This is a genomic window from Microbacterium sp. TWP3-1-2b2 (assembly GCF_049896145.1).
Lineage (GTDB): Bacteria > Actinomycetota > Actinomycetes > Actinomycetales > Microbacteriaceae > Microbacterium.
The window spans coordinates 26339-50806 of sequence record NZ_JAFCTS010000002.1 but is presented as its reverse complement, the minus strand read 5'-3'; the positions used below and the strand labels follow the sequence as shown (position 1 = coordinate 50806).

The window sequence follows — 24468 nt, the reverse complement described above, 5'->3', positions numbered from 1 at the left end:
CTCACTCCTTCGTAACGGTGAAGTTGAAGACGCCGGAGTCGAAGTGGTTGTACGACTCGTAGTCGATGAGGTCGTAGAGGTCGGCGCGGTGCTGCATCTCGCCGAGCTTCGAGGTCAAGTGCCCCTCATGGTTCAGCGTATCGAGTGCACGACCGGTCGCGCCCATGGCGATGCGCAGCATCGACACCGGCCAGATGACGATGTTCACCCCCACATCGCGCAATTGGGAGGTCGAGAACAGGTCGCTCTTGCCGAACTCGGTCATGTTGGCCAGGATCGGCACATCCACTGCCGCCCTGATCGCGGCGAACTCCTCCAGCGACCTCATCGCCTCGGGGAAGATCGCGTCGGCACCGGCATCGACCAGCGCCTTGGCGCGTTCCTTCGCCGCTTCGAGCCCGTCGACGGCGGCGATGTCGGTGCGCGCCATGATGAGGAAGTTCTCGTCGCGACGCGCGTCGGCGGCGGCCCGGATGCGTTTGATCGCCGTCTGCTCGTCGACCACGGCCTTGCCGTCCAGGTGACCGCACCGCTTCGGGTTGATCTGGTCCTCGATGTGGGCTCCGGCGAGACCGGCATCCTCGAGGGTCTGGATCGTTCGGGCCACGTTCATCGGCTCGCCGAACCCGGTGTCGGCGTCGATGATCGCCGGCAGTTCTGTCATCCTCGCGATCTGCTGGCCACGGCCGGCGACCTCGGTGAGAGTCGTCAGACCAATGTCCGGCAGACCGAGATCGGCCGAGAGCACGGCGCCCGAGATGTAGACGCCCTCGAACCCCTTCTGCTCGATGAGCCGTGCACTCAGCGGGTTGAACGCGCCGGGGAACCGGAGCAGCTCACCGGAGGCGAGGCGCTCACGGAACAGTCGCCGCTTCTCGGCGGGCGTGGTGGTGGAATACAGCATCAGAACAACCCCTTGGTGGTCGGATCGGGTGCCACGACACCGGGCTTCGCGATGATCGAGAGCTCCGCCACCTCTGCCACGGTGAGCTCCGGCAGACGCTGAACCAGCGAGAGGAACCGTTCGATCTCGACCTCTTCGAGCACCGGCGCAGCCAGCAGACGGAACTTGTTGATGTAGTTCTCGCGCGCGAACGGCCGGGCGCCCAGAGGGTGCGCATCGGCGACGGCGATCTCATCGATGACCTTCGAGCCGTCCTTCATCGTGATCTCCACACGACCGCCGAATGCCTTCTCGCTGATGTCGTTCGAGTGGTAGCGACGGGTCCACTCGGCATCCTCGAGGGTCGTCACCTTGTTCCACAGTTCCACGGTGTCCGGGCGTGCGGCGCGCTCGGGCGTGTAGGAGTCGACGTGGTGCCACGAGCCGTCCTGCAGCGCGACGGTGAAGATGTACGGGATCGAGTGATCGAGCGTCTCTCGGGAGGCGGTCGGGTCGTACTTCTGCGGGTCGTTCGCTCCGGAGCCGATCACGTAGTGCGTGTGGTGGCTGGTGTGCAGCCCGACGGATTCGATCTTCGACGTGTCGACGCCCTCGTTGTGCAGTTTGCGAGCCAGGTCGATCCAGGCCTGAGCCTGGTACTCGGCCGAGTGCTCCTTCGTGTAGGTGTCGAGGATCGCGCGCTTCGCCTCGCCTGCGGCGGGCAGCGGCACCTCGTAGGCAGCATCCGGCCCATCCAGCATCCAGGCGATCACGCCGTCTTCGCCTTCGTAGATGGGTGAAGGGCTGGTCTGGCCGCGCATGGCACGATCGACGGCCTCGACGGCCATCTTGCCTGCGAAGGCCGGGGCGTGCGCCTTCCATGTCGAGATCTCGCCCTTGCGGCTCTGCCGAGTGGCGGTCGTGGTGTGCAGCGCCTGGCTCACGGCCTGGTAGATCGTCTCGGCGTCGAGGCCGAGGAGTGTGCCGATGCCGGCAGCGGCCGACGGACCGAGGTGCGCGACATGGTCGATCTTGTGCTTGTGCAAGCAGATCGCCTTCACCAGGTCGACCTGGATCTCGTATCCGGTGGCGATGCCTCGTACGAGCGCACGTCCGTCGGCGCCGGTGTGCTGGGCGACCGCGAGGATCGGCGGGATGTTGTCGCCCGGGTGCGAGTACTCGGCCGCCAGGAATGTGTCGTGGTAGTCGAGTTCGCGCACGGCGACACCGTTGGCCCACGCTGCCCACTCAGGGCTGGTGCGCTTCTCGATCGAGGCGCCGAACACTGTCGCTCCGGCGCCGCCGGTCGACACAGGGTGGCTGAACGCCTGATCGCGGGCGGCGATGATCGGACCGCGGGTGAGGGATGCCGCGGCAACAGAGGCGTTGTCGATGACGCGGTTGATGATCATGTCGACGACGTCCTGCTCGACCTCGACGGGATCCGCCCCGACCTCGGCGATCTTCCAGGCCAGCTGGTTCTCGCGGGGCAGGTCTTCTTCGCTCTTGTAGACGCGGACGTGGTGGGTGACGGTCATGACTGTCCTTCGTTCTGAGTGATGTCAGGGTTCTGGATGCTGCCGAGGATGCTGGTGAGAGCGTTCCGCAGATGCACATGCGTGGCGTGCGCGGCGAGGTCGCCGTCCCGCTCGGCCAGCGCCTCGGCGATGAGCCGGTGCTCGGCCACAGACGCGGCGAGCCGCGCGGGGATGTCGCGCGACAGCCGACGCACTCGCACCAGGTGGGTTCGCACGGTGCGCAAGGCTGAGGCGATGTAGTCGTTGTCGACCGCGGCATCGACGGCCCCATCGAAGCGGGCGATGAGCGCGTAGTACTCGTCTCGACCGGTGACCGCGTCGAGGGATGCTCCGGCATCCGCGAACTCTGCGGCAAGGCGTGCGAACAGCCCGGCATCACCTCGCATTGCAGCGAGGCGGGCGGCGGATTCCTCCAGTGCGCGACGGATCTCGAAGAGCGACCGGATGTCGTCAGCATCGATGCCGGTGACGACCGTGACCCGTGGGGACTGCTGCTCGACCAGTCCGTCGGCGCTGAGCTGCTGCAGCGCCTCACGCAGCGGCGTGCGGCTGACTCCGAGACGAGCTGCCTGCTCGACCTCGGCCAGAACGGTGCCGGGTGCGAGCTCGCCGGACTGGATCTCCTCCAGCAGAGTCGCATATGCGCGATCGCTGGCCCTGGTTCGCTCGACTGCGGTGCTCACATCCTCAGTGTATACACAATTCGCCCGATCGGATCAGGGGACCACTATTTGAGCGGGCAACGTATACAAAGCACTCAGCCGGCGTCGGTCACACCCTCGTACAGTCCGATGGCGTTGCCATCGGGGTCGGCGATCACGGCCCACCAGCTCGTCTCACTGATGGGCTGTTTGCCCATCAGCAGCGTCGCGCCTGCATCCACCGCCGCCGCAACGGTCTCATCGATCGAGTCGACCTCGACGTACGAGCGCGGCTGGGTGAAGTCGGCGCTGCGTGGAGCGAGTCCTCCCCCGCTGATCTTGTTCGGCGCCTGCCACATCGGGTAGTCCTCGAACCCGGGGATCTCTGCGATCTCCCATCCGAACAGCCTGGAATAGAAGGCCTTGGCCCGCTCCATGTCGCCCACAGGAATGTCGATGTGGGTGATGTCTCCGTGAGCCATGTCGATGCCCTCTCTGTCGCGTCACCGACCCCGATCGAGAACCGGCCCGGCCAGTCTCGTCCGCACTGAGGTCGAGATCAAGAGGCACCTCGGATCACGTCAATGCGGGCTCACCCGCCTCCGCAGCCGCAGGCTCGCCGAGCTTCACGACCACCACGCCGGCCAGCACCAGCGCGGCACCGAGGCCCTGCACCAGGTTCGGCAGCTGCCCCAGCAGCAGCCAGCCGAACAGCAGTGCAGCCACCACCTCGGCGAGCGCGATGAAGGACGCGAGCCTCGAGCCGAGCAGGCGCGTCGAGGCGATGCCGAGTACGTACGCCAGCGCAGTCGCAATGATGCCGATCGCGAGCACCGGCACGAACCATGGGACGGTTCCGAACCGGTAGGTCACATCGTCCGCGTTCCAGGCGATGGGGACGATGCCGACGAGACCCGCCAGAGTCAGACCGATCGCACCGACGAAGAGACCGGCACCCGCCAGAGCGATCGGTGGAAGCCCGGTGTCGCTTCTTCCGGACAGCAGGAAGTACGCCGCCGCCCCGATCATGGCGCCGAACGCCCAGAGCACTCCGCCGAGGTCGACGATGCGGCCGGACAGGACGTCGAGCATGAGGATGAGTCCGATGAAGGCGACGACGGCACCGACGATGCTGCGTGCGGTCGGTTTCTCTCCGCGCCTCAGCCATAGCCACAGCACGACGGCCACGGGCGCGGTGTACTCGATGAGGAGCGCGAGCCCGACATCCATCACCGCGACCGCCTGGAAGTAGAACAGCTGCGTCGCCGTCACCGCGAGCAGGCCGTAGGCGGCGATGATCAGAGCATTGCGGCGCAGCTGCACCCACCGCCCGCGCACCGCGATGATCGTGGGGATCAGCAGCACGAGCGCCGCCACCCAGATCCGCACTGTGACGGCCGCACCGGGCGTCCACCCCGCGTCGATCAGCCCACGCGCCCACGCACCGGACATCCCGAACGAGAACGCCGCGCCGATCGCGAGTGGCAGCCCGAGTCCCCAGCCGGATCGGACGCGCCTGTCATTTGCCAACGTAGCCATGATCAATGACACTAAGACGCGATCATGTAATGTGTCAATATGCTTTTCACGGATGACACGGTCGAGGCGCTGCGGGCCGCAGTCCACCTCGCCAACACCGCCGAGCAGCCGGACACGCTGGTCACCGCAGAGGACTTCGCCGCCTTCCTCGAGGCGTTCCCGTATACGGGGCGGATCGACAGCGACGACGACGAGCTCGCCGAGCTGCGAGCCTTGCGTCCTCGGCTGCGCTCGGTACTGCTCTCATCACGCGACGAGATGGTCGCCGGCATCAACAGCGCGCTCGGAGAAGTCACCCTCGATGCGCGACTGGTGCGCCACGACGGCGCGGATTGGCATCTGCACGCCGTGGCAGACGACCGTCCACTCGCCGAGCGCATCCTCGCGGAGACGGCGATGGGGCTGATCGACGTCGTGCGCGCGGACGAGGGCAGCCGGATCTCGGTGTGCGCCGACGAGGATTGCGGCGGCGTGGTCCTCGACCTGTCCCGCAACCGCTCTCGCCGCTACTGCTCTACGGCGTGCACGAACCGCAACGCCGTCGCCGCGTACCGGGCCCGGCAGCGCTGAGCCCCCGTCCCGACCGCGGCTATGAGCGGTATCCGGTGTGGTCGGGGTTCGCCTTGAGCGCCCAACCGTCGCCGTCTGCGACCACGAGGTTCTTCATGCCGCCGGCCTCAGCGATCACGGCGTAGTCCTGCCCCGCATCCGCGGAGTAGCAGAACAGCGTGACGAACGGCTCGTCCCCCACGTTCACGCTGCGATGGATCCAGTGACCTGGCACGTCGACGGCCTTGCCGGGCGTGAGCTCGACGGCCGAGGTCTGTCCATCCAGGGTCTCCAGCAGCATGACGCCGCGCCCGCTGAGGCAGTAGTACAGCTCGGCCCGGTCGGCGATCGCGTGCAGATGACCGCGAGTGACGGCGAACTCCTCACCGTAGCGACCCGGCAACACCGTGCTCGTGCCCACGATCAGGGCGCCTGGGCCCTCCTGGTAGCGGTGGTCGTCGACCCAATAGACGAGTTCATCCGTACCGCGCTCGCCGACGGCATCCTGCCAGGCCCGCCCATCGCGGTACACGCCGTCCATGTCGCCCAGGTATTTCTCGTAGCGGCGAGACCGCCCCTGGATGCCGCCCTCCGGCGAGATCTCCAGCAGGGTGGGGATGTCCACAGCGGGTGGGGTGCTCACGATGATCTCCTACGACTTGTAACTACAGGACTTGTAATTACAGGTATACTCCAAAACAGCACGATCTGGAAACGCAACCACCGAAGCAGGCACCCACTGTGATCATCGCTCACGACCTCGGCACCACGGGGAACAAGGCATCGCTGCACCATGACGACGGCCGGCTCGTGGCATCCACGACGGTCGGGTACCCGGCGCACTTCGCCGCCGGCGGAGTGGCGGAGCAGAACCCGCAGGACTGGTGGGATGCCGTGGTCTCGGCGACTCGCGAACTCCTCGCCCGCACCGAGACCGCTCCTTCCGACGTGCAGGGACTCGTCGTGAGCGGTCAGATGATGGGAGCGGTTCTCCTCGATGGAGATGGCGCGCCGGTGCGTCCCGCGATCATCTGGGCGGACACGCGCGCGAGTGCGCAGCAGCGGGAGCTGGAGCAGGAGCTCGGCGCAGAGCATGCGTATCTGTTGCTCGGGCACCGACTCAACCCGACCTATTCGATCGAGAAGGTCATGTGGGTGCGCGACAACGAGCCGGACGTCTGGTCACGTGTGCGCCGCTTCTGCATCGCCAAGGATTACATCGTGCTGCGCCTCACCGGACGCCTGGCGACCGACCGCTCCGACGCATCGGGCACGAACGCCTACGACCAGCAGACCGGCGACTGGTCGGATGAGGTGCTCGCCGCTGCCCGCCTTGACCGGTCCCTGTTCCCCGAGATCCTCGACTCCACTGCGATCGCCGGTCCACTCACGGATGCCGCGGCATCCGCCCTCGGACTGCACGATGCTCATGGCCGGCACAGGAGTGTGCGCGTGGTGATGGGCGGCGGCGATGGCCCGATGGCCGCCGTCGGATCGGGCATCGTCGCACCGGAGGACGGCGCGTACGTGAGTCTCGGCACATCCTCGTGGATCTCGTTCGCCTCGAAGGCTCCCCTGATCGACAAGGGGATGCGTACTTTCACCTTCGACAACGTCGTGCCGAACAGCTTCGTCCCCACCGCGACGATGCAGGCCGGCGGCGCCTCGATCCAGTGGATCAGCGAGGCGCTGTCGCCCGATCCGCAGCATCCGGACACCGCTCGACTGACTGCCGAAGCCGGCGGCGATCTCGACACCGAGGACCTCTATTTCCTGCCGTACCTGCTCGGCGAGCGCTCCCCCATCTGGGATCCGAACGCCCGTGGCGCCTTCGTCGGCATCGGTCGCCATCACTCCCGTCAGCACCTCGTTCGCGCAGTGCTGGAGAGTCTCGGATACAACCTGCTCAGCAGCATCCACGCCTTCCGCGAGTCGGGCGCGATGATCGATCGCATCGACGCGGTCGGCGGCGGCGCGCAGAGCGACGCGCTGCTGCAGGTCCTCGCCGACGTGTGGGGCATACCGGTGCGGCGGCGCACGATCGTCGAAGAGGCGAACAGCCTCGGGGCGGCCGTCACCGGTGCGGTCGGACTCGGTCTCGCCGACTTCTCCGCAGCACGCGAGCTGAGCGAGGTGACGGCGGAGTTCACCCCGGATGCCTCCCGCCACAGCATCCACGCCGCACGGCACTCGCGCTTCACCTCGGCCTACGACGCCCTGGCGCCGTGGTTCGCGGGAGCCCCACGATGATGGCGCCCGGAGGGGGCGACTGATGGGCATCATCCTCGCCACCAGCCGCTCGTTCTCGGACGGCGACCTCGACCTCGTCACGCGCGCGACCGACGCCGGCCATGAGATCGTGCGGGGCCCTGCGCACCACGACCTGTCAGCGCTCGCCCCGCTGCTCGCAAGAGCGGACGCCTGGATCGCCGGCACCGGCCCCGTCACCGCCGCCCACCTCGACGCTGCCCCGAACCTCAAAGTGCTCGCCCGCTACGGCGTCGGCACTGAGGCTGTCGATCTCGCCGCCGCCGAGGCCCGAGGCATCCCGGTCACCAACACGCCCGGCGCCAACGCCGACGCTGTCGCCGATCACGCCCTGGGCCTCATGCTCGGCGCGCTCCGCTTCATCCCCGACGGCGACCGTCGCGTGCGCCGGGGCGACTGGGGCGTGCGCCGCGGACGCGAGCTCGGCGCCGCAACCGTCGGCATCATCGGCTTCGGACGCATCGGACAGGGCGTCGCACGGCGTCTGGGCGGGTTCGGTCCGCGGATCATCGCCGCCGATCCCTTCCTCCCCGCCGAACGCATCCGCGATCTCGGCGCCGAGCCTGCAGAACTCGATGAACTGTTCGCATCCGCCGACGTCATCAGCCTGCACGCACCAGGGGGCCAGCGGCTCGTCGATGCTGACCGGCTCCGCAGCATCCGTCCTGGCACTGTCATCATCAACACCGCCCGCCCCGATCTCGTCGACGAAGCAGCCGTGGCGAAGGCACTCGAGGACGGCCGCCTCTCCGGCTACGCCGCCGACACGCTCGACGGCGACACCGCGGCATCCGCCAGTCCCCTGCTCGCCGATGACCTCGCCGACCGCGTGATCGTGACGCCGCATCTGGGCGCGCAGACCACGCAGGCCGTCGACAACATGGGCTCGTATTCGCTCGACGACGTTCTGGCGATCCTTGCCGGCGAACAGCCGACCCATCCCGTCACACGCTGAAAGGCCTCGCATGACTGCTCCCTCATCCGACTACATGGGCTTCGTCGGCGTCACCACCGGTTCGTCGTCGATCATGAAGGTGTTCCCGCTGTGGGCCGACATCCTCGGCCTGCCCACCCGCACGCTCGTCGGGCACGACCTGCCAATGGATGCCACGCCGGAGCAGTACGTCGGGCTCGTCGAGCAGATCCGCGACGACCCGCATCACCGTGGCGCCCTGGTCACAACGCACAAGATGAACGTGTACGCCGCAGCATCGGGCCTGTTCGACGAGCTCGATCCCTTCGCGGTCTCGTGCTCTGAGATATCCAGCATCGCCAAGCGCGGCTCGCTCCTGTCCGGGAGGGCGAAGGACCCCATCACGGTCGACCTCGCGCTGAGCGATTTCCTGCCCGCCGACCACTTCGCCACCACCGGTGCCCAAGTCATCATCCTCGGCGCCGGAGGCTCGGGCACGGCCCTCAGCTGGGCGCTCTCCGAGCGGACGGACGCCCCCTCGCGTGTGGTCGTGACCGCCCGCGACGACGAGAAGCTCGATCACCTGCGCGAAGTGCACCGCCAGCACGGCACCCCTGACGGGTTCATCGAGTATGTGCGCACGGATGCTCCGGAAGACGCCGCCGCTATCGTCGCAGCCGCTCCCCCAGGCTCCCTGATCGTCAACGCCACAGGGCTCGGCAAAGACCGCCCTGGCTCTCCCCTGCCGGATGACGTCGTCTTCCCCGACGCCGCGTACGTCTGGGAGTTCAACTACCGGGGCTCGCTGGAGTTTCTGCATCAGGCACGCGTGCAGGAGAGCGCTCGAGCCCTGCATGTGATCGACGGAGGGCGGTACTTCATCCACGGATGGTCCCAGGTCATCGCCGACGTGTTCGAGCTCGACCTCACACCCGAGATCGTCGAACGACTCGCCGACGCCGCGGAGTCCGCGCGACGATGACGCAAGCGGCGCGTACTCGAAGAGCCATGATCCGCACCGTCCTCGGCGACATCGACCCGACACTGCTCGGGCCGACGAACTACCACGAGCACCTGTTCCAGATCAGCCCCCTGCTACCAGGAGACGAGCTCGACGACGAAGCCGCGTCCGGCGCGGAAGCCGCGCTGCTGCGCGGCAGCGGCTTCGCAGCCATGGTGGATGCCACGCCCTTCGGACTCGGTCGTGACCCCGAAGCGCTCGCACGCATCAGTGACTCCACCGGATTGCACGTCGTCGCCACGACAGGGCGGCACCGTGAGGCGCACTACGGCGACGAGCATCCGATGCAGGTGTGGACGGCCGAACAGCTCGCAGAGCTCCTCATCGCCGACGTGACCACCGGCATGGCCGCGAACGACGCGGAGATCTTCGAGAGCCCCGACGTGCGAACCGCCCGCAACCCGACCGGCTCTCCCGTACGCGCTGGGTTGCTCAAGGCCGGCATCGACTACTGGCGGATCAGCCCGTTCGAACGGACGACGCTCGAGGCACTGGCCGCAGCGCACCGAGCGACGCTCGCACCGATCATGGTGCATCTGGAGTTCTGCACGGCGGCGCACGAAGTGCTCGATCTGCTGGCCGCCGACGGCGTCGCACCCGATCGGGTCGTTCTCGCGCACGCCGACCGGGATCCGGATGTCGGGCTGCACGCGTCGCTCGCTGAACGGGGTGCATATCTCGGCTACGACGGATTCGCGCGGCCGCGCACCCGCAGCGACGCCGAACTGCTGGCACTGAGCGCCGCCGTCGTCGAACAGGGCGGCGGCGACCGCATCCTGCTCGGCGGGGATGTCGCTCGGCGCACCCGCTACGTCTCCTACGGCGGCATGCCCGGCCTCGCCTATCTCGGCGAGCGGTACATCCCGCGCCTGCGCTCCCTCGTCGGCGACGACGCTGTGGACCGGATGCTGGTCGCCAACCCCGCCAGGTTGCTCGCCCTGGCGTGATCCCGGCGGCGCTCCGCCGCACACGTGCAGGATGCGCACACTTGCAGGGTGAATGCACGGATGCAGGGCGACACGCCGTGATCTGGCCCTGCATCCGTACGATCGCCCTGCATCCGTGCACCCGATGCGTTTGCCGGGACACGGAAACGGCCCCTCGCCCGAAGACGAGGGGCCGAAGCCGACCGATCAGATCACTCGTAGAGGACGGCTGCGATTTCCTCGTCTTCCATGTTCTCGGCGTCGTACCAGTACGAGCCGGTGTCGTAGAACTCCTCGACATCGTCGCCGTTGGCGGCGTCGAATGCGGCCTGGACGACCTGCTCACCGATGCCGATCGGGTCCTGGGTGATGGCGCCGGCCATGGTGCCGTTCTTGATGGCTTCGATCTGCGCCGCACCGGAGTCGAACCCGATGATGGTCAGCTTGCCCTTCTCCAGGCCGAGCTCGCCGACGGCGTTCACGACGCCGATGGCCGAGCCCTCGTTGGTGCCGTAGATGCCCTTGAGGTCGGGGTGCGCGGCGATCATGGCCTTGGCGATGTCTGCCGACTTCAGGTGGTCGCCGTCGCCGTACTGGATGTCGACGATCTCGATGTCCGGGTAGTCGGCCTCGATCTTCTCGACGAAGCCATCACGGCGCTCGACACCGGTCGAGTTGATCTGCGAGTGGCCGACGATGCCGACTTCACCCTCGCCGCCGATCAGCTCTGCCATGTGCTCTGCGGCCAGGGCTCCGGCGACCTTGCTGTCGGTCGCCGAGAGGCTCAGGCCCACGTCGCCGTTGCACGGGGCGTCGAAGTAGACGACAGGGATCTCCTTCGACTTCGCCTGCTCCAGCGGAGCGACGCACGCCTCCGGATCGAGAGCGGCGTAGGCGATGGCATCCGGGTTCTTGTCGATGGCCGTGGTGAGCATCTCGAGCTGCTGGGCGATCTCGGTCTCCGCGGCAGGGCCTTCGAAGGTGATCTTGACGCCGAGTTCTTCTGCCTTCTGCTCTGCGCCCTTCTTCACCGCCTGCCAGAACTGGTGCTGGAAGCCCTTCGACACCAGCGCGATGTACATCTCGCCGTCGCTGCTGCCGCCGCCGTCGGGGGCGCCCTCTTCGATGATGTCGCCGCCGCCGCCTGCGCAGCCCGCCATCACGAGCGCGGATGCGGCCATGAGTGCCGCGAATGCGGTCTTCTTGCCAAATCGCATGGAAACTCCATTGTTCGGTGATTACTTGTGGATGCCGGCCTCACGGTCGGCGCTGTGGTGGATAGGGAGGGAAAGGATCAGGTTCGCTGGCGGTTGCGCAGCGAGTCGAGGAAGACCGCCAGCAGCACGACCACGCCGACGACGATGTTGCGCCATTCGGTCTGGATCGACAGGATGCTGAGGCCGTTGACGAGCACACTCATGATGAGTGCGCCGATGACCGTGCCGATGATCGATCCGCGACCGCCGAGCAGGGACGTACCGCCGATGATCACGGCGGCGATCGCCTGCAGCTCGTAGCCCGTACCGATCTGCGGCTGCGCCGAGTCGAGGCGAGAGGCGATGACCACACCGGCGATCCCGGTGAAGGCACCGGCGAACATGTAGACGAAGATCGTCCAGCGTCGGGTGTTCACACCGGAGAGCCGCGTTGCCTCCTCGTTCGAGCCGATCGCGAAGGTGTAGCGGCCGAGCAGCGTCTTCGACAGGACGAGGAACGCGATGATAGCGAGCACGGCGGTGATGAGGACGGCGTTCGGGATGCCGGGAATGATGGCACCGAGCGCGATCCGCTTGAAGTCGGGGGCCGACGTCGAGAAGTAGATCGGGGCGACGTTGGAGATGACCAGGGCGAGACCGCCGGCGATCATCATCATGGCGAGCGTCGCGATGAACGGCGGCAGCCGCAGGAACGTGACGTTGAACCCGTTGACGAGGCCCATCAGCACACCGGTGGCGATACCGCCGATCACGCCGATCCAGACCGGGAGACCCATATTCGTGATGAGCACACCCGTCATCACCGAGCAGAGAGCCATACCTGTGCCCAGCGACAGGTCGATGCCTCCCGTGATGATGACGAACGTCGTCCCGAGGGCGAGGATGCCGATGACCGCCGTCGACAGCAGCACAGAGGCGATGTTGCTGAAGGTGAAGAAGTTCGGACTCGCGAGTGAGAAGAAGATCAGCAGCACGACCAGCGTGCCGAACGCCAGGGACTGCTGCACCTGACGCTTGAGGAAGGCACGAGTGTCACGCTTGTCGGTGTTCTCGGCCATTGCCTGCTGGATGACGGTCGTCGTCGATCCGGACTGTTCTGGGGTGCTCATCAGTCTTCCTCCCCGTGGGCTGCGAGTTGCATGATCTTCTCCTGGCTGGCTTCTTCGTTGCGGAGCGTTCCTGTGATCCGACCGTTCGCGAACACGGCGATGCGGTTCGCGACGCGGAGGATCTCGGGCAGCTCCGATGAGATGACGATGATCGACTTCCCGGCATCCGCCAGCTGCTGCATGAGGCGGTAGATCTCTTCCTTGGCGCCGACGTCGATGCCGCGGGTCGGTTCGTCGAAGATGAGGATGTCGCAGTCGCGCATGAGCCATTTGGCGATGACGACCTTCTGCTGGTTTCCGCCGGACAGCAGCTTCACGACCTGGTTGACGGACGGGGTCTTCACACGAAGCTGCTGGACGTACTCCTTGGTGCGCTGCTTCGCCTTGCTGTCGCCCATCCACCCGATGGCGCCTGCGTACGAGTCGAGCGAGGCGAGAACCGTGTTGAAGGTGACGCTCTGCTCGAGCATGAGTCCGAGGCGCTTGCGGTCTTCGGAGAGGTACCCGAGGCCGAGTTTGACCGCGTCCGCCGGTTGATTGATCTTCGCTGCCCGTCCGCCGACTTCGATGACGCCGCCGTCTCGGGGATCGGCTCCGATGATGGCGCGGGCCGTCTCGGTGCGTCCGGCGCCCATGAGGCCGGCGAATCCCAGGATCTCTCCCTTGTGGAGCTGGAACGACACGTCTTTCAGCAGCGTCCTCGTCGTGAGTCCCTGCACGTCGAGCACGACAGGATCGCCGAGATGCTCGCGCGCCTCTGGGCGGGTTCCCTCGTCGATCACACGCCCGACCATCATCTCGATGATCTTCGGCACGCTGATCTCGCTCTTCTCGAGTGATCCGATGTATCGCCCATCGCGCAGCACCGAGACGCGGTCGGCGAGACGACGCAACTCGTCCATACGATGCGAGATGTAGACGATGCCGGTGCCGCTGGCCTTGAGCTGCTCGATCAGGACGAACAGCGTCTCGACCTCGCTGTCGGTGAGGGCGGAGGTCGGCTCATCCATGATGAGCACCTTCGCGTTGAACGACAAGGCTTTCGCGATCTCCACCATCTGCTGCTCGGCGACCGTCAGCTCACCCACCAGCTGTCGCGGGTTGAGGTTGATGCCGAGTCGGCCCAGCAGTTCGGCCGTCTGCTTGTTGAGTCTGCGCTCGGACAGCAGGAGGGCGGAGGTGGGCTCGCGGCCGATGTAGATGTTCTGCGCCACGGTGAGGTCGGGCATCAGGTTGAGTTCCTGATGGATGATCGTGATGCCGAGGTGCTGCGCCTGCAACGGGCTGGTGAGCTCGACCTCCTTACCCTCGAAGGCGATGGTGCCCTCGTCGCGTGTGTAGATCCCGGACAGGATCTTCATGAGCGTCGACTTGCCCGCACCGTTCTCGCCCACGAGCACGAGCACTTCACCGGCGTGCACTTCGAGGTGCACATCCTGGAGTGCCTGGACCCCGGGGAAGCCCTTGCTGATGCCGTCGACCCTGAGGATGGGATCGCTCATGTACTCACCTGCTTCCTTGGAGGTCGTGTGCGGATTCCGTGTGATGGAATCCATTTCAAACATCGGGTCAATTCTGTACCAGCGTCATCTCCGACGCAAGTTGTATCTAAATGTACCTACTCGAGTCCTGCCATGCTAGACCTGTAATAACAACTTTGTCACGGATGCGCGCGAACGCGCAGAGAGAAGGACGCACATGCTCATCGGCGCGCACGGACTGGTCTTCACGGGATCCTTCGAAGAGGCGGGCCTGCGGCGCGCCATCGAGGGCACGAAGCAGGCAGGCTTCGATCTGATCGAGATCCCTCTGATGGACGCTTCATCTTTCGACTCGGACCTCGCCGCGCGGATGCTGCGCGACAACGACCTCGCCGTGACGGCATCCCTCGGGCTGACCTCCGCGACCGACCTCACCAGCGAGGACGCGGCGGTCGTCGCATCCGGAGTCGCGATGCTGGAGCGCTGCCTCGACCACGTCGCCACGATGGGCGGCGACGTGCTGTGCGGTGTTATCTATTCGGCGATGGGCAAGTACATGTCGCCGGCGACACCGAAGGGCATCGAGAACAGTCAGCGTGCGATCTCAGACCTCGCTGCCAAGGCTGCAGCCCGCGGCATCCGCCTCTCGCTCGAGGTCGTGAACCGCTACGAGTCGAACGCCTTCAACACAGGGCGAGGTGCGCTCGGCTTCCTCGACGGCGTCGCAGGCGATGTCAGCGTGCACTTGGACACCTACCACATGAACATCGAGGAATCGGATTTCTTCCAGCCCGTGCACGACGTCGCTGCGGCGGGAAAGCTCGGCTACGTGCACATCGGCGACAGCCACCGCGGCTACCTCGGCACCGGCACAGTCGACTTCGCGACCTTCTTCCGCGCGCTGCACGACGTCGACTACGACGGCCCCGTCGTGTTCGAATCGTTCTCGTCAGCCGTGGTCAGCGCCGAGCTGAGCAACACGCTCGGCATCTGGCGGAACCTCTGGCAGGACTCGGACGATCTCGCCGCTCACGCCAATCGCTTCATCCGCGACGCCATGCACGCCGTGGAGAGCATCGATCGGCACTGACCGCCTACGCGGACGCGTGCCCGACCACACCCTTGCGCAGCAGCGCATTGCCGTACTTGCGGGTCTCGCCGGTGCGCACCATGAGGTAGGCGGGCGCGGCGATCTCGTAGTAGGCGAAGCGCTCCACGAACCGGGTGGTGTCGACGGTGGTGCCGGCGGCATCCATGAGTTCGCACTGCACGTCCAGCACCTCGCCGTCGGCGGATTCCATCAGGTCGAGGCCCGGCGCATCGTCGAGCGGGATCACCGTGCGGATCGCCGCCAGCACCTCGGGCGTCGTGGTGCCGGGCAGATCGATCGCGCGTTCGCCCAGGGCCCAGGCGGGAAAGTGCGCATCCGCGATCACGACGGCATCGGAGTGCCCCATCCGATCCAGGTGCAGCAGCAGTTCGCCGGTGAGCAGCGGGTTGATTCCTTCGAGCATGATTCCTCCTCAGACGGTGGATGCCGGGATGAGCCGATCCTCGACGAGCTCATCCCAGAACTCGTCGGGAATCGTGAGAGCCGCGAGTTCGGCGTTCTGCCGCACCTGCTCAGGGCGTGAGCTGCCCAGCACCACCGACCGCGTCGACGCGTCCCGAAGCGGGAACTGGACGGCCGCCGCAGGAAGCGGCACGTCATGCGCGCTGCAGACGGCGACGATGCGCTGCAATCTGTCCCAGATCTCGTCCGGCACGCCACCGTATTCGTAGCGACCGTCCCGTGTCGGCTCGGCCTTCGCGAGCAGTCCTGAATTGAACACGGATGCCGCGACCACCCCGGTGCCGCGATCGCGGCACGCGGGCAGCACGTCGACCGCGGCCGGCTGCTCGAGCAGCGTGTAACGCCCGGCGATCATGATGATGTCGAGGTCGGCCTCTCGCACCGAACGCGCCAGCGCCGCGGATGCCATCGATCCGATGCCGATCGCCTGCACACCGCCCTCAGCGCGCACCGCCTCGAGAGCGGGGAAGGCCTCGGCGAGCGCGAGGTCGAGGTCATTGCGCTCCGGATCATGCAGGAAGACGAGGTCGATCCGGTCGAGCCCCAATCGCTCACGCGATTCATCGAGGGACGCGCGGATGCCGGCATCCGAGAAGTCCCACACGCGCTGCAGGGCATCCGGCACGAAGAAGTCGTGGGCGGTGTCGAGACCGCCGTCGAAGTCGGGGTTCGGTCGAAGGAGACGGCCGGCTTTGGTCGAGACGACGAATTCGTCACGTGGCTTGGTCTGCAGGAAGGCCCCGAGACGTCGCTCCGACAGTCCCAGGCCATAGTGCGGTGCGGTGTCGTAGTAACGGACTCCGCTCTCCCACGCCGCCTCGAGCACTGCCCATGCTTCATCGTCGGAGAGCTCACGGAAGAGGTTTCCGACATTCGCGGCGCCGTATCCGAGCGTGGGCAACTGCAGTTCAGTCGATGACATGCTCGCCCTTCCAGGTGTACTTCGCGATGCTCTCCGCCTTCATCTCCATGCTGGCACCGGGAGTCGTGGGTGCCATGTACGAGCCGCCTTGGATGTCGGTGGGCACGACGAAGTGCTCGTGCAGGTGATCGACGAATTCGATCAGACGACCCTCACGGGTGCCGGTGACGGCGACGAAGTCGAACATCGACAGGTGCTGCACGGCCTCGCACAGTCCGACGCCGCCGGCGTGCGGGCACACCGGAACACCGAACTTCGCGGCGAGCAGCAGGTTGGCGATGTTCTCGTTGACTCCGGCGACGCGTACGGCATCGATCTGCATGACCTCGATCGCGTTCGCCTGCAGCAGTTGCTTGAAGATCATCCGGTTCTGCGCATGCTCCCCCGTCGCGACGCGGATCGGCGCGATCCCTCGGGCGATCTCGGCGTGACCAAGGATGTCGTCGGGGCTCGTGGGCTCTTCGACCCAGGTCGGGTTGAATTCGGCCAGCGCGTTCACCCACTCGATCGCCTCCGAAACCTCCCAGCGCTGATTCGCGTCGATCGCGATCGGGAAGTCGGGTCCGACGACCTCGCGGGCCTTGCGGAAACGGCGGATGTCGTCGTCGAGGTCTGCGCCGACCTTGAGTTTGATCTGGGTGAAGCCGTCTGCGAGCGCCTCGCGCGCGAGGCGCTCGAGCTTCTCGTCTGAGTAGCCGAGCCATCCGGGGCTCGTGGTGTAACCCGGGTAGCCGGAGGCGAGAAGTTCGGCTTCGCGCTCTTCCCTCCCCGCGACACCTGCGCGCAGGATCTCGAGCGCATCCTCGGGGGTGAGCGCGTTGGTGAGGTAGCGGAAGTCGACGAGATCGACGATCTCCTCTGGCGTCATTCTCGCGAGCAACTGCCAGAGCGGCAGGCCCGCACGCTTGGCCTTGATGTCCCAGAGAGCGTTGATGACGGCGCCGATCGCCATGTGCATGACGCCCTTCTCCGGGCCGAGCCAGCGCAGTTGCGAGTCACCGATGATGTCGCGGAACGTGGTTCCCATGTCATCCAGAAGAGGCTCGATCTCACGGCCGACCAGGTGCCCGGCGAGTGCATCGATCGCCGCGACCTGCACATCGTTTCCTCGTCCGATCGTGAAGACGAAGGCGTGGCCCTCGATGCCGTCTGCGGCGTCGGTGCGGATCACCGCATACGCTGCCGAGTAGTCCGGATCGGGATTCATCGCATCCGAACCGTCAAGGCTCAAAGACGTGGGGAAGCGGATGTCGGTGGTGTCGAGTGCGACGATACGGCTCACGGGGATTCCTCTCCTCGTGCAGCACGAATATTCTGCACGGATCTCTTGGAGTGTAAACATCGGATGTCTATACTGTCAATCAGATGGGCCGTCAGCCGGCGGTTCCCCTGAGAGGCTGGAGAACCATGAAGTTCGCGCGGCTTGGCGCCCCTGGATCCGAGATTCCCGTCCTGGTCGACGGTGATCGACACTTCGACCTCCGATCGGTGACATCCGATGTCGACGGGGATTTCCTCGCGACCGACTTCCGTGCGCGAGTGGATGCGGCGCGCGCCGCCGGCGAGCTCGCCGAACTCGAGGGCGCCGCGGATCTCCGCATCGGCTCGCCGATCGCACGCCCGAGTGCCGTCATCTGCATCGGCATGAACTACGCAGCGCACGCGGCGGAGTCGGGTTCCGAGCCGCCGAAGATCCCGATCATCTTCCTCAAGACCCCGAACACCGTGGTCGGGCCGAACGACGACGTGACGATCCCCCGAGGCAGCGAGAAGACCGATTGGGAGGTCGAGCTCGGCATCGTGATCGGCGCCCGAGCGGCTTACCTCGATTCCCCCGAGGAGGCCGATGCGCACATCGCAGGCTACGTCGTCGCCAACGACGTGTCGGAGCGCTCCTTCCAGATCGAGGTCTCCGGCGGACAGTGGTCGAAGGGCAAGATCGCCCCCGGATTCAACCCGACCGGCCCGTGGCTGGTCACCCCGGACGAGGTCGATGTGGACGATCTGAACCTCAAGAGCTTCGTGAACGGCGAGCCGCGTCAGGACTCGAACACGTCCGACATGATCTTCGACGTGCGCACCATCGTGCACCACCTCTCGCAGTACGTGACGCTCGAGCCGGGCGACCTGATCCTCACCGGCACACCTCAGGGCGTGGCACTGTCCGGCAAGTACCCGTATCTGAGGGCCGGCGACGTCGTCGAGATCCAGATCGATGGGCTCGGGCACCAGCGGCAGAACTTCGTGGCATGGGAGGCGAATCGATGAGTGCTCCTCTGGACAGTCTTGTCGCGATCGTCACGGGCGGAGCGTCAGGCATCGGCGCGGCGATCGCGACGCGTCTGCATGCGGACGGCGCTCAGATCGCAGTTCTCGACCGCGACACGTCGGGCGCCGACGAGCGCTTCGCAGCGTTCACGGCCGACATCTCTGATCGTGCAAGTGTGGATGCCGCGGTCGCCGCCGCCGCCGCGAAGTTCGGCCGCATCGACATCGTCGTGAACAACGCGGGCATCGGTGCCGTCGGAGACGTCACCGCGAACGACGACGAGGAGTGGGCGCGGGTGCTGTCGGTCAACGTCACCGGGATCGCAAGGGTGACCGCGGCGGCGCTCCCCTGGTTGCGGAAGTCCCCCGCTGCCGCAGTGTGCAACACAGCATCCATCGCCTCCACCACCGGTCTGCCGCAGCGCGCGCTGTACACGGCGTCGAAGGGCGCGGTCTCTGCGCTCACCCGCGCCATGGCCGCCGACCACCTGCGCGAGGGCATCCGCGTCAACGCCGTGAACCCCGGCACGGCCGACACCCCGTGGGTGGGTCGCCTGCTCGGCCAGGCCGTCGATCCTGACGCCGAGCGCGCAGCACTCGAAGCGCGTCAGCCGCACGGACGACTGGTCTCACCCGACGAGGTGGCCGCGGCCGTGGCGTACCTGGTGAGCCCTTCCGCGGCATCCACCACTGGCACGTTCATCGAGGTCGACGGCGGCATGGCGCAGTTGCGCCTGCGGTCGGAGTAATCCCGAAGACACGGACCCCGGGTCGGACGGACGCACCCGGGTCAGCGGCGCCGCGCGAAGTGTCGCACGATGCCGCATCCACGCGAGATTGGCGACCATTCGCGACACCTCCTGGCTCCCCTCAGACGTAGAGGTGTCGCGGGATGCCGCCTCGGTGCGGTTTTTGCGACCATTCGCGACACCTTTCGCGCGCGAGCCGCTACCCCAGCCGGTAGAAGCTCTCGGCGTTGCGCCACATGATCGCGTCGACGTCGAGGTCTCGAGCGACCGCCCACGATGCGACCGCCTCCGTCCAGGCCCCGATCGCGCCCGCATCCAGCGCAGCACGATTCTCGCCATTGCCACCATTCCAGCCGGATGCCGTGACCGCCGACACCGGCCAGTCGCTGCCGATCATCAACCTGTCGGGTCCGAACGCCTCCAGCGCGACATCGAAGAACGGCTCCAGCTGCTCAGCGCTCCACGATCCGCCCGCTTCGGCAGGCAGTCCGGAGAGCTTGCAGTGCACCTGGGCGTGCGCGGCAAGCGCGTGCATCGACGCCGCCCACTCCGCGGAAGGCGCTTCGGGCTCCACCGCGGTCCCCACCGAGGGCTTGCCGAGATGATCGAGCACGATGCGAAGCTCCGGTACCGCAGCCGCCAATGCCTCCACGTCACGCGACTGCGCCTCGCCGCGAACGCACGCATCGAAGGTCAAACCTCGGTCGACAAGAGCCGCGGCACCCGAACGGAACGCCTGCCCTCCTGCGAACCCTGCCGGCTCACCCTGCAGCAGATGCCGCACGCCGACGACGAGAGGGCGCGCAGCGACAGCATCCAGGTGACGCTCCGTCTCGGTTCCGCGATCCAACCGGGCCCCCGCGACGATCGCGCGCACGCCCACCTTCTCGGCGAGCGAGGCCACCCAGTCGGTCTCGTCGAGGTACTGCGCCTCGACGCAGTCGGCCTGCACGAACACGAAACCACGCTCGTCCTCGACCCCGTCGACAGCGGTCGCGATCTCCTCCGCGGCGAAGCGTGACAGCAACGGACCCTCGAGCCACGGGTAGTCCAGGAGCGCCGGGTCCCACAGGTGCAGATGTGAATCGAGAACGCGCATGGCACCATCCTGCCCCAGACATCCGATCAATCGCTAGGATGACGACCATGGCTGTTACCGATGAGGCGATCGAGAAGATCAAGGCGATGATCGTGTCCGGCGAGTTGTCCCCCGGAGACCGCCTCCCACCGGAGAAGGAGCTCTCAGAGCGGCTCGGCCTCTCGCGCAATTCCATGCGTGAGGCGGTGAAGGCGCTCGAGGTCATCCGCGTGCTCGATGTGCGCCGCGGCGACGGCACCTACGTCACCAGCCTCGAGCCGCACCTGCTGCTCGAGGCGATCTCGTTCGTCGCCGACATGCATGACGACGACTCGCTGCTCGAGATCTTCGCGGTCAGGCGGATGCTGGAATCCCAGGCGACAGGGCTCGCCGCAACCCTCGGCACCGCGGATGCGATCGCCGAGCTGCACACGGAGTTGGACGGTATCGACTCCGACGTCTCGATCGACGCGCTCGTGGAGCATGACATCCGGTTCCACCGCGACATCGTCCGCATGGCCGGCAACGCCTACCTCGCCAGCCTCATCGAAAGCCTCAGCGGCCAGACCGTTCGTGCACGGATCTGGCGAGGACTCACCGAGCAGGGCGCGGTCGAGCGCACCCTCTCCGAGCACCGCGGCATCGCCGAGGCGATCGCGCAGCGCGACCCGAATCTCGCGACATCCCTCGCCACCGCGCACATCGCGGGCATCGAGCGCTGGCTGCGACAGGCGGCCGCGGTCACCGAGGCATAGCCTCGGCCTGCACTTCCCGCCGCGCTAAGCGCCGATGCGGCCCATGGCGGCCTCGAATTCTGCGGCCGAACTGTCGCTCACGGAGTGCTGCAGCACCTCATCCAGCACGTCAGGCGCGGCAGTGAAGTACGGCACACCGGCCAGCCGCAGCGACACGACGTCGTCGGCAGACCTGAGACTCGCCGCGAGCACGTTCGTCGCGCTTCCCGCGCACACGGCCTGCATCTGCGGGATCAGCGCGTCGCCGTCGACTCCTGCATCGCGCAGCCGCCCGAGATAGGGCGCGATGTACGCCGCGCCGATGCTCGCCGCGGCGAGGGCCTGCGCGACCGAGTACACGGCGGTGATGAGCACGGTCGCTCCGTCGGCCACGAGGGCGGATGCTGCGGCGAAGCCCTCTGCGGTCGCCGGCACCTTCACCGCCACTCGATCGCCGAGTGCGCGGATCGTCTCGGCATTGCGCAGGAGTTCGGCACGGGACGATCCCCAGGTCTGGAAGAAGATCTCGCGCGCACCCTCCGACTCCCACTGCGCGTAGAGCGAGGGGATCTCGGCCGCGGTGCGACCGCCGCGCTCGAGGATCGTGGGATTCGTGGTCACGCCGTGCACCACCTGCGCCGTCAGCAGTCTGGAGACCCGCTCCGTGTCGGCGCTGTCGACGTACAGGCGCGGGGAGATGACGTTGACGGGCATGGGATCGACTCCTAGTGACGAACCTGTCGTTACAGGTTCGGATTCGGCTAATGTAATGACAGGACTCGGCGAAGTCAAAGACGGTGCCGAGAACGACGCGTGCCGCAGAGGATCAGGAGCCCCATGACCGTCTCACCCACCGAAGGACGCAACGGCGTCGTCATCGTCGGCAGCGTCACGGCGGATGTGACCACATTCTCACGGCGGCTGCCCGCGCGTGGCGAAACGATCCTGGGCGATCAGTTCACCATGATGCTCGGCGGCAAGGGCGCGAACCAGGCCGTGGCCGCCGGCCGCGCCGGTGCCAGAACGAGTTTCGTGGGATGCGTCGGCGACGACCTCTTCCACGACCTGGTCGTCGACGGGCTGACAGAGGCCGGCGTCGACCTCACTCATCTGCGCACAGTCCCCGGTCCCACTGGCATCGCGCACATCCGCGTCGACGCATCCGCGCAGAACGACATCGTGATGGTGCCGCTGGCCAACGCCGAGCTGAACACCGATCAGATCGACGCCGCTCTCGACGCGCTCTCCCCTACCACCTCCGTGCTGCTGACCCAGCTCGAGACACCGTCAGCGCTGACGGCGCACATCACCGCCAGAGGCCGCGAACTCGGCATGACGGTGATCCTCGACCCCGCGCCCGCCGCGCCTCTGCCCGCAGAGGTGTGGGCGAGCATCGACATCGTCACGCCGAACGAGACGGAGGCGTCGGTGCTCAGCGGGATCAAGGTGACGGATGCCGCGACTGCAGAGCAGGCCGGACGCTGGTTCCTCGCTCACGGTGTCGGGGCCGCCGTCATCACGCTCGCCGAGCAGGGTTCGTGCGTGGTGACGACAGACGGCGCGTCGATCGTCCCCCCTCTGCCGGTCGAGGCCGTCGACACCACTGCGGCCGGAGACGCCTACGCCGGCTACCTCGGCGCCGCTCTCGCGAACGGCGCCTCGCTGACCGATGCCGTCCGGCTCGCCACGGCTGCCGGCGCCCTCACCGTCACCAAGCCGGGCGCCTCCCCCAGCCTGCCCGTCCGAGCCGACGTCGATGCCTTCCTGGCATCCCGAGTCTGACTGCCACCGACCAGGAGCCCACGATGCGAAAGACCTCCACGACGATCAATCCCGCCCTTTCGCGCGTCATCAGCGAGACGGGGCACACCGACCTCATCGTCGTGACGGATGCCGGGCTGCCCATCCCGCCCGGATCGGAGCGGATCGACCTGGCTTACCGCCCCGGCGCCCCGGCGTTCTTCGATGTGCTCGACACCGTGCTCGCCGAGATGGTCGTCGAGGGGGCGACGGTGTCGGCCGAGGTCGCGGACCAGAGCCCAGAGGTGCTGGCCGGACTCCGCGAGCGGCTGCCCGGCATCGAGATCGAACTCGTGCCGCACATCGAGTTCAAGAAGCAGACGCATGCCGCCCGCGCATTCGTGCGCTCCGGGGAGTTCACCCCGTACGCCAACGTCATCCTGCACGCGGGGGTGGCGTACTAGATGTCCACCATCGCCCGGACCCAGCCGGCACCGGCGGACACGATCGACCGGCACTCCGCGGCTCCCATGTACGACCAGCTGCGTCAGCTGATCATCGACGGCATCACCAGAGACGGACTGCAGCCCGGTGATCCCCTCCCCGGAGAGCATCGGCTGTGCGAGCGCTACGGCATCTCGCGCACGGTCGTACGGCAGGCGCTCGCACAGCTCGAGCATGAGGGTCTCGTCGAACGCGTGAAGGGCAAGGGCACCTTCGTCTCCCGGCCGCGCACGAGCGAAGCGCTGGTCCACACGCTGATCGGCCTGTTCGACGATGTCGAGCGACGCGGAGGACACGTGCACAGCGACATCCTCCGCCATGAGCGTGAGGATGCCGATGCCGACGTCGCCGCGGCCCTCGAGGTACCGGTCGGATCGCCTGTCATCGCGCTGGAACGGCTCCGCCATGTGGACGGTGAGCCGTGGTCCCTGTCCACGACATGGATGCCGGAAGCCGTCGGCACCCTCACCCTCGATGTCGATCTGTCAGAGGCCTCGCTGTATCGCCTGCTCGCCGAGCACGGCGTCCGCGCCACCGACGGCGTGCGCTCGGCCGAGGCGACCGTCGCGACCCACGACCAGGCACAGCGGCTCGATGTCAGCGCCGGGTCGGCCCTGTTGCGGCTGCGCAGCATCAGTCGCGACGCGGAGGGGGTTCCGATCGAGTACTTCATCGCGCTGCACCGCGGAGACCGCTCGCGGTTCGAGTTCCAGCTGCGCCAGGAGCAGTCGCAGGCGTCGCTGCTCCACGTCGACGGCGACGGCGGAACCTCGCGAGCCGGTACAGTCTCTCTCTGAGGGCGATTGATCCCCTCG

General features: G+C 66.9%; 26 protein-coding genes. 12 read left to right on the top strand and 14 right to left on the bottom strand.

Going from position 1 to position 24468, the window contains the following annotated elements:
- Position 1: 1 nt before the first annotated feature.
- The 5 genes from prpB to ACP7AR_RS15725 form a co-directional block, all read right to left on the bottom strand.
- The gene (gene prpB / locus ACP7AR_RS15745) at positions 2-904 is read right to left on the bottom strand and encodes a methylisocitrate lyase (RefSeq protein ID WP_426187913.1); all 903 of its coding nucleotides are present in this window, start codon (positions 902-904) and stop codon (positions 2-4) included.
- Positions 904-2421 carry an MmgE/PrpD family protein gene (locus ACP7AR_RS15740; protein WP_426187911.1) on the bottom strand — a complete coding sequence of 506 codons (1518 nt, stop codon included), beginning with the start codon at positions 2419-2421 and terminating at the stop codon, positions 904-906. The genes prpB and ACP7AR_RS15740 overlap by 1 nt, the downstream gene beginning before the upstream one ends.
- The gene (locus ACP7AR_RS15735; protein ID WP_426187909.1) at positions 2418-3104 is read right to left on the bottom strand and encodes a GntR family transcriptional regulator; all 687 of its coding nucleotides are present in this window, start codon (positions 3102-3104) and stop codon (positions 2418-2420) included. The genes ACP7AR_RS15740 and ACP7AR_RS15735 overlap by 4 nt, the downstream gene beginning before the upstream one ends.
- A 74-nt stretch (positions 3105-3178) precedes the next feature.
- Positions 3179-3544, bottom strand: a complete 366-nt coding sequence (locus ACP7AR_RS15730; protein WP_426187907.1) for a VOC family protein — start codon at positions 3542-3544, stop codon at positions 3179-3181.
- Between the two features lie 94 nt (positions 3545-3638).
- Entirely contained in the window at positions 3639-4601 is a 963-nt protein-coding gene (locus ACP7AR_RS15725) for an EamA family transporter (RefSeq protein ID WP_426187905.1), read from the bottom strand.
- Between the two features lie 39 nt (positions 4602-4640).
- Between ACP7AR_RS15725 and ACP7AR_RS15720 the strand changes: the two genes are divergently transcribed.
- Positions 4641-5171 (top strand): CGNR zinc finger domain-containing protein, encoded by a 531-nt coding sequence (locus tag ACP7AR_RS15720; RefSeq protein ID WP_426187903.1) that lies wholly within the window; start codon positions 4641-4643, stop codon positions 5169-5171.
- Between the two features lie 19 nt (positions 5172-5190).
- Here ACP7AR_RS15720 and ACP7AR_RS15715 read toward each other — a convergent pair whose 3' ends face one another.
- Positions 5191-5793 carry a glucose-6-phosphate isomerase family protein gene (locus tag ACP7AR_RS15715; RefSeq protein WP_426187901.1) on the bottom strand — a complete coding sequence of 201 codons (603 nt, stop codon included), beginning with the start codon at positions 5791-5793 and terminating at the stop codon, positions 5191-5193.
- A gap of 98 nt (positions 5794-5891) precedes the next feature.
- Between ACP7AR_RS15715 and xylB the strand changes: the two genes are divergently transcribed.
- The 4 genes from xylB to ACP7AR_RS15695 are packed head-to-tail and all read left to right on the top strand — an operon-like array spanning position 5892 to position 10299.
- A complete protein-coding gene (xylB, locus tag ACP7AR_RS15710) occupies positions 5892-7400 on the top strand; it encodes a xylulokinase (protein WP_426187899.1) in 1509 nt (502 codons plus the stop codon).
- 22 nt (positions 7401-7422) lie between these two features.
- On the top strand, positions 7423-8373 hold the full coding sequence (locus ACP7AR_RS15705) for a phosphoglycerate dehydrogenase (RefSeq protein ID WP_426187897.1): 951 nt from the start codon (positions 7423-7425) through the stop codon (positions 8371-8373).
- A gap of 10 nt (positions 8374-8383) precedes the next feature.
- Entirely contained in the window at positions 8384-9313 is a 930-nt protein-coding gene (locus ACP7AR_RS15700; protein WP_426187895.1) for a shikimate dehydrogenase family protein, read from the top strand.
- Between the two features lie 26 nt (positions 9314-9339).
- Positions 9340-10299 (top strand): phosphotriesterase family protein, encoded by a 960-nt coding sequence (locus tag ACP7AR_RS15695; RefSeq protein WP_426187893.1) that lies wholly within the window; start codon positions 9340-9342, stop codon positions 10297-10299.
- Positions 10300-10490: 191 nt separating this feature from the next.
- Here the strand turns inward: ACP7AR_RS15695 and ACP7AR_RS15690 are convergent, their stop codons facing one another.
- From ACP7AR_RS15690 to ACP7AR_RS15680, 3 genes are all read right to left on the bottom strand, one after another.
- Entirely contained in the window at positions 10491-11495 is a 1005-nt protein-coding gene (locus tag ACP7AR_RS15690; RefSeq protein WP_426187891.1) for an ABC transporter substrate-binding protein, read from the bottom strand.
- A 77-nt stretch (positions 11496-11572) separates the two neighbouring features.
- The gene (locus ACP7AR_RS15685) at positions 11573-12604 is read right to left on the bottom strand and encodes an ABC transporter permease (RefSeq protein ID WP_426187889.1); all 1032 of its coding nucleotides are present in this window, start codon (positions 12602-12604) and stop codon (positions 11573-11575) included.
- Positions 12604-14106, bottom strand: a complete 1503-nt coding sequence (locus tag ACP7AR_RS15680) for a sugar ABC transporter ATP-binding protein (RefSeq protein WP_426187887.1) — start codon at positions 14104-14106, stop codon at positions 12604-12606. The genes ACP7AR_RS15685 and ACP7AR_RS15680 overlap by 1 nt, the downstream gene beginning before the upstream one ends.
- A 196-nt stretch (positions 14107-14302) precedes the next feature.
- Here ACP7AR_RS15680 and ACP7AR_RS15675 point away from each other — a divergent pair, with 196 nt between their 5' ends.
- Positions 14303-15175, top strand: a complete 873-nt coding sequence (locus ACP7AR_RS15675; RefSeq protein ID WP_426187885.1) for a sugar phosphate isomerase/epimerase family protein — start codon at positions 14303-14305, stop codon at positions 15173-15175.
- Between the two features lie 4 nt (positions 15176-15179).
- Here the strand turns inward: ACP7AR_RS15675 and ACP7AR_RS15670 are convergent, their stop codons facing one another.
- From ACP7AR_RS15670 to ACP7AR_RS15660, 3 genes are read right to left on the bottom strand one after another with little or no spacing between them, the layout of a single operon-like run.
- Positions 15180-15599 carry an RbsD/FucU domain-containing protein gene (locus tag ACP7AR_RS15670; RefSeq protein ID WP_426187883.1) on the bottom strand — a complete coding sequence of 140 codons (420 nt, stop codon included), beginning with the start codon at positions 15597-15599 and terminating at the stop codon, positions 15180-15182.
- Positions 15600-15608: 9 nt separating this feature from the next.
- The gene (locus tag ACP7AR_RS15665) at positions 15609-16580 is read right to left on the bottom strand and encodes an aldo/keto reductase (protein WP_426187881.1); all 972 of its coding nucleotides are present in this window, start codon (positions 16578-16580) and stop codon (positions 15609-15611) included.
- A complete protein-coding gene (locus ACP7AR_RS15660; RefSeq protein ID WP_426187879.1) occupies positions 16567-17862 on the bottom strand; it encodes an L-fuconate dehydratase in 1296 nt (431 codons plus the stop codon). The genes ACP7AR_RS15665 and ACP7AR_RS15660 overlap by 14 nt, the downstream gene beginning before the upstream one ends.
- A gap of 125 nt (positions 17863-17987) precedes the next feature.
- Between ACP7AR_RS15660 and ACP7AR_RS15655 the strand changes: the two genes are divergently transcribed.
- Together ACP7AR_RS15655 and ACP7AR_RS15650 are read left to right on the top strand one after the other, a co-directional pair.
- On the top strand, positions 17988-18848 hold the full coding sequence (locus ACP7AR_RS15655; RefSeq protein ID WP_426187877.1) for a fumarylacetoacetate hydrolase family protein: 861 nt from the start codon (positions 17988-17990) through the stop codon (positions 18846-18848).
- Complete coding sequence (locus ACP7AR_RS15650) at positions 18845-19597, top strand: SDR family NAD(P)-dependent oxidoreductase (RefSeq protein ID WP_426187875.1); 753 nt, start codon at positions 18845-18847, stop codon at positions 19595-19597. Before ACP7AR_RS15655 ends, ACP7AR_RS15650 begins: the two co-directional genes overlap by 4 nt.
- A 199-nt stretch (positions 19598-19796) precedes the next feature.
- On the opposite strand, the gene ACP7AR_RS15645 is transcribed toward ACP7AR_RS15650, so the two are convergent.
- Positions 19797-20696: an amidohydrolase family protein gene (locus tag ACP7AR_RS15645; protein ID WP_426187873.1), complete on the bottom strand. Its 900-nt coding sequence runs from the start codon at positions 20694-20696 to the stop codon at positions 19797-19799.
- 47 nt (positions 20697-20743) lie between these two features.
- Here ACP7AR_RS15645 and ACP7AR_RS15640 point away from each other — a divergent pair, with 47 nt between their 5' ends.
- A complete protein-coding gene (locus tag ACP7AR_RS15640) occupies positions 20744-21430 on the top strand; it encodes a FadR/GntR family transcriptional regulator (RefSeq protein WP_426187871.1) in 687 nt (228 codons plus the stop codon).
- A 24-nt stretch (positions 21431-21454) separates the two neighbouring features.
- Here ACP7AR_RS15640 and ACP7AR_RS15635 read toward each other — a convergent pair whose 3' ends face one another.
- On the bottom strand, positions 21455-22123 hold the full coding sequence (locus ACP7AR_RS15635) for a transaldolase family protein (protein ID WP_426187869.1): 669 nt from the start codon (positions 22121-22123) through the stop codon (positions 21455-21457).
- Positions 22124-22246: 123 nt separating this feature from the next.
- Between ACP7AR_RS15635 and ACP7AR_RS15630 the strand changes: the two genes are divergently transcribed.
- The 3 genes from ACP7AR_RS15630 to ACP7AR_RS15620 are packed head-to-tail and all read left to right on the top strand — an operon-like array spanning position 22247 to position 24450.
- Positions 22247-23191, top strand: coding sequence for a ribokinase (locus ACP7AR_RS15630; RefSeq protein ID WP_426187867.1), 945 nt, complete (start codon positions 22247-22249; stop codon positions 23189-23191).
- 23 nt (positions 23192-23214) lie between these two features.
- Positions 23215-23613, top strand: coding sequence for a D-ribose pyranase (rbsD, locus tag ACP7AR_RS15625; RefSeq protein ID WP_426187865.1), 399 nt, complete (start codon positions 23215-23217; stop codon positions 23611-23613).
- Positions 23614-24450 carry a GntR family transcriptional regulator gene (locus ACP7AR_RS15620; protein WP_426187863.1) on the top strand — a complete coding sequence of 279 codons (837 nt, stop codon included), beginning with the start codon at positions 23614-23616 and terminating at the stop codon, positions 24448-24450.
- Positions 24451-24468: the final 18 nt, after the last annotated feature.